6 protein-coding genes and 1 tRNA gene are annotated in these 8,299 nt (G+C 70.6%); 4 read left to right on the plus strand and 3 right to left on the minus strand.

The features are described from left to right. Positions 1-98: 98 nt before the first annotated feature. The 4 genes from ABD912_RS20835 to ABD912_RS20850 all read left to right on the plus strand — a co-directional run bounded on the left by ABD912_RS20835 (position 99) and on the right by ABD912_RS20850 (position 4,422). Positions 99-584: an SRPBCC domain-containing protein gene (locus ABD912_RS20835; protein WP_345153961.1), complete on the plus strand. Its 486-nt coding sequence runs from the start codon at positions 99-101 to the stop codon at positions 582-584. Positions 585-652: 68 nt separating this feature from the next. Next, a complete protein-coding gene (locus tag ABD912_RS20840) occupies positions 653-2,020 on the plus strand; it encodes an FAD-binding oxidoreductase (RefSeq protein ID WP_345153962.1) in 1,368 nt (455 codons plus the stop codon). A gap of 70 nt (positions 2,021-2,090) precedes the next feature. Beyond that, positions 2,091-2,167, plus strand: a tRNA-Pro gene (locus ABD912_RS20845). 239 nt (positions 2,168-2,406) lie between these two features. Next, on the plus strand, positions 2,407-4,422 hold the full coding sequence (locus ABD912_RS20850) for a glycoside hydrolase family 13 protein (protein WP_345153963.1): 2,016 nt from the start codon (positions 2,407-2,409) through the stop codon (positions 4,420-4,422). On the opposite strand, the gene ABD912_RS20855 is transcribed toward ABD912_RS20850, so the two are convergent. The 3 genes from ABD912_RS20855 to ABD912_RS20865 all read right to left on the minus strand — a co-directional run bounded on the left by ABD912_RS20855 (position 4,397) and on the right by ABD912_RS20865 (position 8,099). After that, positions 4,397-5,779, minus strand: coding sequence for a DUF4032 domain-containing protein (locus tag ABD912_RS20855; RefSeq protein ID WP_345153964.1), 1,383 nt, complete (start codon positions 5,777-5,779; stop codon positions 4,397-4,399). The genes ABD912_RS20850 and ABD912_RS20855 overlap by 26 nt on opposite strands. Positions 5,780-5,841: 62 nt before the next feature. Continuing rightward, on the minus strand, positions 5,842-6,621 hold the full coding sequence (otsB, locus tag ABD912_RS20860; protein WP_345153966.1) for a trehalose-phosphatase: 780 nt from the start codon (positions 6,619-6,621) through the stop codon (positions 5,842-5,844). A gap of 2 nt (positions 6,622-6,623) precedes the next feature. Further along, a complete protein-coding gene (locus tag ABD912_RS20865) occupies positions 6,624-8,099 on the minus strand; it encodes an alpha,alpha-trehalose-phosphate synthase (UDP-forming) (protein ID WP_345153967.1) in 1,476 nt (491 codons plus the stop codon). Positions 8,100-8,299 lie beyond the last annotated feature (200 nt).

Raw genomic sequence — 8,299 nt, forward strand, 5'->3', positions numbered from 1 at the left:
CCGCCGGACAACCATTCACGCCAGGCCCCCGACCACACGGTCGGGGGCCTGACGCCTTTAACACCACAACACGCCACACCCAGCGGTACGGTTAACCCATGGACGGACTTTTTTCCCATGCGTCACCTGCCACAGGCCCGGAGGACACCGCCACGGACGTTCCTGCGCCGCTGGTTTCCTCGGTGACGGTGCCCGTGGCCGCGGACCAGGCCTTCGAGGGAATGACCGAGTACACCCATCTCTGGTGGCCCGTTGGCAAGTACTCGGCCTTCGGTTCCGGCACTCATCCCGCCTTCGGTTCGGGCAGCCTCTATGAGGAGGCCGAGGACGGCCGGCAGTACCAGTGGGCCCGCATCGTGCAGGTCAAGCACCCGGAACTGATCGAGCTCGCCTTCACGATGCTGATGGACCAGCAGCCTCCGACCCGGGTGGTCATCGCCTTCGAGGAGCACGGCACCGGGACCAAAGTCACCTTGACGCACGACGGGTGGGCTCCGGGTGCGGCCGGCCACGAGCAGCATGCCAAGTATGGGAACTGGGACGAGATCCTTGGATACTACGCCCGCTTCATGGGTGGCAAATAGCCGCACCCGCGCTCCTGCCCCAAGCCGGGTCCCGGCCACGAACCACCCTTCGCCTCCGAAAGGTACGCATGCCCGCCGTCATTTCGCCCTTCCTGGACGAGTTGTCCGCAGCCGTCGCCCACGTCGCCGTCGACGAGGCCACACGCGCCGCCTACAGCCGTGACAACGCCCACGTGGCCGACCCGCAGGTGCCCCACGCCGTCGTCTTCGCCGAAACCGTGGAGGACGTGCAGGCGACCCTGCGCATCGCCAACGCGCACCGCATGCCGGTGATCGCCCGCGGCGCCGGCACCGGCGTCTCCGGGGCCGCCCACGCGATCAAGGACTGCATCGTGCTCTCGCTCGAGCGGATGAACCGCATCCTGGCGATCCGCGTGGAGGACGAGGTTGCCACGGTGCAGCCCGGCGTCGTGAACGCGGACCTGAACGCCGCCGTTGAACCCTACGGCCTGATGTACGCGCCGGACCCCGCCAGCTTCCGGCAGTCCACGATCGGCGGCAACGTGGCCACCAATGCCGGCGGCCTGCGCTGCGCCAAGTACGGCGTGACGCGCGACTCCGTGCTGGCCCTCGAGGTGGTCCTCGCGGACGGGCGCCTGATCCGCATCGGCCGGGACACGTTCAAGGGCGTGGCCGGCTACGACCTCACCGGGCTGTTCGTCGGCTCGGAAGGCACCCTCGGCGTCGTCGTTTCCGTCACCGTGCGGCTGCGCTACCTCAGCCCCGAGCTCCGCTCGCTGGCCGCCGTCTTCCCGGACATCGCCGCGGCGGCTGCCGGGGTCATGGCGATCGCCCGCGCCCGGGTCCAGCCAGCCATCATGGAACTGCTCGATTCCGGCACCATGGAGGTCATCGACGCCATCCACGGCAGCAATCTGCGCGAGCGCGGCGGCGCCCTGCTGCTGGTGCGCCTGGACGGGCACGGCGCGCGGATCGAGGAGGCTCTGGTCCGCCGGGCGCTGGCGGCGCTGGGCGCCGAGCTGGGACCGGAGGACGACGGCGAGGCGGAGCTTCTGATCGAAATGCGCCGCTCCAGCCGCGGAGACGCCCAGGACGACGCCTACCGGGTGGGGGAGGACGTCGCGGTGCCGCGCTCCCAGATGGTGGCCTACATGCGCACGCTGGATCGGATCGCCGAGCGCCACAGCGTCCGGCTGCGGATTGTTGCGCACGCCGGCGACGGCAACCTGCACCCGACCTTCTGGCTGGACCCGCACGAGGGCGAAGCCGGCCTGGGCCGGCTGGACGCCGCGCTGGACGAATCCATCCGTGCGGCGCTGGACGCCGGCGGGACCATCACCGGCGAGCATGGCGTCGGCCAGTACAAGCTGCGCTGGCTGGGCTGGGAACAGCAGCAGGAGGTGCGTGATCTGCAGCACCAAATCAAGGCTGTTTTCGATCCCAACGGCATCCTCAACCCCGAAAAAGCGATCTAGGCCACAAAGGGCTGCCTCGATTAGGTGATTCGGTGAATCCCCGGTAAAGTCTTGTTCCGCAGTGATGCACCGGGGTGTGGCGCAGCTTGGTAGCGCGCGTCGTTCGGGACGACGAGGTCGCAGGTTCAAATCCTGTCACCCCGACCACTGAAGGCCTCCGATCCGCCAGGATCGGGGGCCTTCTTCCATGTCAGGGCATTTTTGCAGAGATGGGCCCGGATCCCCACGCCTTCCCGCCCCCAGCCCAGCCCAGCAGCGCCCGGCACTGGTTGTCGCCTGCGTGACGCTCGATGGGCGCCACGCACCCGGCGGGGACTTCGTCACCTGCGCGGGGGCCTGGCGGGGATAGGCTCGCCCTAACAAGCGCACGAGATCCGGAGAGAGCCATGATCATCCACCCGCACCACGACGGTTCCAGCCTGTATGTGGAGCCGCCGAACCCCCGCCTGCGGGACACGGTGAAGGTGCGGCTGCGGATCCCTGCCGGATTCGGCACCGTGACGGGGGTGTGGCTGCGCAGCGTGCGGGATGCGGAGCCGCACTACGACGCCGCCGTGCGGCTGGAGGGCTCCGCCGGTTGGGACTGGTGGGAGGCCGGGCTGACCATGGTCAACCCCGTGCAGAAGTACCGCTGGTTCGTGGAGGTGGCCCCGGAGGACGACGCCGCGCGGCCGACCTACCTCTGGGTGAACGCCCGCGGGATCTCTGCCCGGGACGTCCCCGACGCGGCCGACTTCAGGATCGGCGTCGCCGACCCGACCCCCGACTGGGTGCCCCGCTCGGTGATGTACCAGATCTTCCCGGACCGGTTCGCCCGCTCGGCGGAGGCGGACGGGCGCGAACTGCCGGACTGGGCGATCCCCTGCGACTGGAACACCACCCCGGTGATCGGCCGCGGGCCGGAGACCCCCTACCAGTTCTACGGCGGGGACCTGCGCGGCGTCGAGGAGAAGCTGGACCACATCGTGGCGCTCGGAGCGTCCGTCGTCTACCTGACCCCGATGTTCCCGGCCCGCTCCAACCACCGCTACGACGCCTCCACCTTCAACCACGTCGACGAGCTGCTGGGCGGGGACGCGGCGTTCATCTCGCTGATCGAGGCGGCGCACGCGCGCGGCCTGCAGGTCATCGGCGACCTGACCACCAACCATTCGGGCGATGCCCACGAATGGTTCCGCAACTCCCATGGCCATCCGGAGGCCCCCGAGTCGGGCTACTACTACTTCTCCGAGCGCAACACGAAGTACGTGGCCTGGTTGGGGGTCAAGTCGCTGCCCAAGTTCAACTGGCATTCGCAGGCGCTGCGCCGCCGTTTCATCCTCGACGACGATTCGATGGCCGTGCGCTGGCTCAAGCCCCCGTTCAACCTGGACGGCTGGCGCATCGACGTGGGCAACATGACCGGCCGGATGGGCGCCGACGACCTCAACCAGGAGATCGCCGGGCTGCTCCGGGAACGGCTGCGCCAGGTGAAGCCCGAGGCCATGCTGCTGGCCGAGTCCACCTCCGACGCCTCCCCGGACTTCCAGAACGGCGCCTGGCAGGGCGCGATGACCTACACCAACTTCACCCGGCCGCTGTGGCAGTGGCTCGTCCGCGACCCCGAACCCGGGCGCCGGCCGGTGGACTTCTACGGCCTGCCGCAGCAGGGCCCGAACCGGATCGAGGCCGAGGACCTCCTGGCCACCCACCTGGACTTCGCCGCCGGGTTCCCCTGGGCGGTGCGCCGGGCCAACCTGAACGCGATCAACACCCACGACACCGGCCGGGCAGCCTACGCCATGATCCCCGGCGGCCAGTCCGTGGGGGTGGTGCTGCAGTTCTCGCTGCCCGGGATCCCGCTGGTGTTCATGGGCGACGAATTCGGGCTGGAGGGCTGGAACGGGGAGGACTCGCGCACCCCGATGCCGTGGGACGATCCGTCCCGCGTGCTGGCCGACCTCCGTCCGCTCTATGAGGAGCTCGCCCGGGTCCGGCGCACCCACCCGGCGCTGACCGAGGGCGGCATCCGCTGGCTCCACGCCGAGGGGGACGTGCTTGCCTTCGTGCGCGAGCACCCGTCCGGGTCCGTGCTGGTGGTCGCCTCCCGGGCCCCGTTCAACGGGCTGGAACTGCCCGTGGACCTGGTCGGCGGGACCCCGCAGCCGCTGGCAGCCGTCGGAGGCCGGATCACGGCGGACCGCCGCGGTGATCCGGGCGGTGCTGGTCCGGAGGGTGCTGGTCCGGAGGGTGCTGGTTCAGACGACGGCGGCACGGCCGCCGTCGTCGTGCTGGAGGGCACTGGGCCGTCCGCGGCCCTCTTCGCCCTCCCGGGCGTCCACGTGCCGGTGGAGGCGCGCGGCTCGGCGGTGCGGCCGGAGCCGGTGACGGCCCCGCTCAATCCCGATCTGGCGGGTCCGTGAGGCCCGCCGCGGGCGGATCGAGCATGATCGCGGCCTCGTCGCGGCGGTGGCGCAGGACGTTCTCCACGTAGGAGGCCACCGTCTCCGCCAGCGGCACGTTGGCCCCGCGCCGCTCGGAGATGTACCAGCGGTGCTCCAGGACCTCGTGCACGATCTGGGCCGGTTCCAGCTTCCCCTGCAGGTCCTTCGGGATGGCCCGGGTGATCCGCTGGAAGATCTCCTCCACCCACAGGGCCGCGGCGAGGTCCTCGTCCGCCTCCGGGTGGCGGCGGGCACGGAAGGCGTCGATGTCGTTGAGCAGCCGCCGCGCCTGGCGCTCCTCCACGTCCAGCCCGGTCAGCCGGAGCAGCCGGCGCTGGTGGTGGCCGGCGTCGACCACCTTGGGCTGGAGGACCAGCTGCGTGCCGTCCGGGGTGGCCAGCAGGGAGATCTCCTCGACGTCGAATCCGAGCCCGTTGAGCCGGCGGATGCGCTCGTCGATGCGCCAGCGCTCGCCCACGTCCAGCTTGTCCTGCCGCGTCAGTTCCGCCCACAGCCCGCGGTAGGCGTCCAGGATCTGCTCGCTGGTGGCCACCGGGTCCACGGCGTCCTCGATCAGGCCCGCTTCCATCAGGTCCATCAGCTCCCCGGCGATGTTCACCTGGGCGATCTCAAGGTCGTATTCGCGCTGTCCGGCCGAAAGCTCCGGGTACAGCTCGCCGGTCTCGGCGTCCACCAGGTAGGCGGCGAAGGCCTCCGCGTCGCGGCGGAAGAGGGTGTTGGAGAGGGAGACGTCGCCCCAGTAGAAGCCCACCAGGTGCAGGCGCACCAGCAGGAGGGCCTGCGCGTCGATCAGGCGCGTCAGGGTCTCCCGGCGCAGCTTCTGGGAGAAGAGGGCGCGGTAGGGCAGCGAGTACTTCAGGTGCCGGGTCACCAGGGCCGGAGCCAGCGGGGTGCCGTCGGCGGCGGTCCGGCCGGTGACCACCGCGAGCGGCTCCACGCAGGGGGCATCCAGGCGGCGCAGCTTGCGCAGCATGTGGTACTCGTGGCGGGCGACGTGCTCGGTGGTTTCCTTCACGGCGATGACCGTGTTCCCCAGCCGGGCGAAGCGCACGATGTGCCGGGACAGTCCGCGGGGAAGCGCGGCCAGGTTGCGGGCCTGCCAGTCCTCCAGCGCCACGTGCCACGGAAGGTCCAGCAGTTCCGGGTCCAGGGTGGCCGCGGTGATGCTCAGCGGTCCCGGAACCGCCGGGCGCGGGGCCGCCGGGGTTTCGCGCGGAAGCTTGCCGTGCTGGGTGTAGTCGGTGGGTTCGTTGAGCCAGAACGCACCGTGCCCTGATATCGGATTGCGCCCTGCTATCGGATTGTGCCGTGCCATCGAAAGCGGTGCTCCCTCCCCGGGCAGGAGCGTGCCCGGCGATCCGTGGTGGGTGGGTCAGCTCATGCTCGCACGTCCAGGACCGCCCGGAGAAGGCCGGGAACGGCGCCCGGTCCGTCCATGCGGTACTGCGCGCGTGTGGGGCCCGGGCCCACCTTCACCCCGATGTCGCCGGGATGCAGCCGGGCGAAGGCCTCCTCGTCGGTGAGGTCGTCGCCGGCGAAGAGCACCGCGGAGGCGTCCACGACCTCGCGCAGCCAGTCCAGCCCGGAGCCCTTGTCCGCGCGCACCACGGACGCCTCCAGCACGGCCTTGCCGTCCTTGAGCGTCACGCCCTCCACGTCCTCGAGTTCGGCACGGCCGGCCGCGAGCGTGGGGCCCCACGCGGCGGGGTCCGCCTCGCGCACATGGAGCACGACGCCGGCCGGCTTGGCTTCCAGCGCGGCGCCCGGGCAGCCCGCGGCCACTGCGGCGAAGCGGGAACGGACCGTTTCCAGCAGCCTGACCTGGCGGACGTCCAGCACGACGTCGGACCCGTCGGCGTGGAAGCGCTCCGGGGCCCAGCGCTCGGCGCCGTGGCTGCCGACCAGCAGCGTTTCGGGGCCGGGCGAGGCGACCCGGCGCAGGCTGGCCAGATCCCGCCCGGACAGGATCGCCGTCGTCGTGCCCGGCAGTTCCGCGAGGGCCTCCAGCGCGGCGGCGGCCGCCGGCAGCGGGCGGGCGTCCTCGGGGCGGGGCACGATGGGGGACATGGTGCCGTCGAAGTCCATCGCGACCAGCAGCAGGGGCACGTCGGCCAGGCCCTCGATCGCGTCGTACAGCGCGGCGTGTGCGGAAGGCATGGTCAGTCCTCCTCGTGGCCGGCGGCCAGCGACTCGAGGAAGATGCGCGACCAGCGGGCGACGTCGTTGACGGCGATCTGGCGGCGCATGATGCGCATGCGGCGCGTCGATTCGGCCTGGGGCATGTTGACGGCCGTCATGATCGCGGCCTTCAGGCCGTCGATGTCGTGCGGGTTGACCAGGACCGCGTGGCGCAGCTGGTCGGCGGCGCCGGCAAACTCGCTGAGCACCAGCATGCCGTGGTTGTCCGTGTGGGTGGCGGTGAACTCCTTGGCGACCAGGTTCATGCCGTCGCGCAGGGCGGTGACCAGCATGACGTCCGCGGCCAGGTACAGGGCCACCATTTCGCGCAGCGGGTAGGAATGGTGCAGGTAGCGCACGGCGGTGTGGCCCATGGTGTCGAACTCGCCGTTGATGCGTCCGACCGCACCCTCCACCTCCTCGCGCAGTTGGGCGTAGCTTTCCACGCGTTCGCGGCTGGGGCTGGCGACCTGGACCAGGCAGGCCTGGCCCACGGTCAGCTTCCCGTCTTCGAGCAGCTCGCCGAACGCCTTGATGCGGTGGCGGATGCCCTTGGTGTAGTCGAGGCGGTCCACGCCGAGCAGGACGGTCTCCGGATTGCCCAGTTCCGCGCGGATCTCCGCGGCACGGGCGCGGATCTCCGGGTCCGTGGCCAGCCGGGCCAGTTCGCGGGACTCGATGGAAATGGGGTGCGCCTCGGCCCGGCAGATCCGTTGCGGGGCCCCGCCGGCATCCTGCACGTGGATGTGCTGGGCCTTGACGGTGTAGCCGAGGTAGCGGCGCACGCACCGCATGAAGTTGTTGGCGTCGCTCTGGCGCTGGAAGCCCACCAGGTCCGAACCGAGCAGGCCCTCCAGGACCTGGCGGCGCCACGGCAGCTGGGCAAAGATCTCCAGCGGAGGGAACGGGATGTGGTTGAAGAAGCCGATGCGCAGGTCCGGGCGGGCCTCACGGAGCATCAGCGGGACCAGCTGCAGTTGGTAGTCCTGCACCCAGACGGTGGCGCCGGGGGCCGCGGTCCTTGCCGTCGCCTCGGCGAATCGGCGGTTGATCTCCTCGTAGCGGTCCCACCAGGTGCGGTGGAACTCGGGGGGAACGATCACGTCGTGGTAGAGCGGCCAGAGCGTGGAGTTGGAGAAGCCCTCGTAGTACAGTTCCACGTCCTCGACGGAGAGCGGGACCGGGACCAGATGCATGTCCGAATGGTTGAACTCGCCCAGTTCCTCGTCCGCAGCCCCGTGCCAGCCCACCCAGGCGCCGTCCGCGGTGGCCATGACGGGGGCCAGCGCGGTTACCAGGCCGCCGGGGGAGCGCCGCCATTCCGGCTCGCCGTCAGCGTCCTGGATGCGGTCGATGGGCAGCCGGTTGGCCACCACGACGAAGTCGAACTTGGTGCTTTCGGCGGTCGGTTCCGCCGGTGTTTCCTGCTGCGTTTCGATCGGGTACTGCTGGATCATCGGCACGCGATGCCTCCTTTGTCGGCGTCGTGCTACTTTCCCCGAGCCTAAGCCAGTTGACGCCGCCGTGCGACTCGGGACACAATCCGCCGCCCGTCTTGTTACCTTGTCGGCCCGGGAGAACGGGTCCCTCGGCGGCTAACGCTTATCCGCCTCCCACGCCTCGCTGGCGCTCGGCGCGGGTCCCGCGGCGGCTAACG

It is taken from the genome of Arthrobacter ginkgonis (genome assembly GCF_039540195.1).
Lineage (GTDB): Bacteria > Actinomycetota > Actinomycetes > Actinomycetales > Micrococcaceae > Zafaria > Zafaria ginkgonis.

Excerpts from the sequence above, each read along its gene's own strand:
- ABD912_RS20840 (WP_345153962.1), top strand. The coding sequence starts at position 653 with ATGCCCGCCGTCATTTCGCCCTTCCTGGACGAGTTGTCCGCAGCCGTC.
- ABD912_RS20850 (WP_345153963.1), top strand. The coding sequence starts at position 2,407 with ATGATCATCCACCCGCACCACGACGGTTCCAGCCTGTATGTGGAGCCG.
- otsB (WP_345153966.1), bottom strand. The coding sequence starts at position 6,621 with ATGCCTTCCGCACACGCCGCGCTGTACGACGCGATCGAGGGCCTGGCC.
- ABD912_RS20835 (WP_345153961.1), top strand. The coding sequence starts at position 99 with ATGGACGGACTTTTTTCCCATGCGTCACCTGCCACAGGCCCGGAGGAC.
- ABD912_RS20865 (WP_345153967.1), bottom strand. The coding sequence starts at position 8,099 with ATGATCCAGCAGTACCCGATCGAAACGCAGCAGGAAACACCGGCGGAA.
- ABD912_RS20855 (WP_345153964.1), bottom strand. The coding sequence starts at position 5,779 with ATGGCACGGCACAATCCGATAGCAGGGCGCAATCCGATATCAGGGCAC.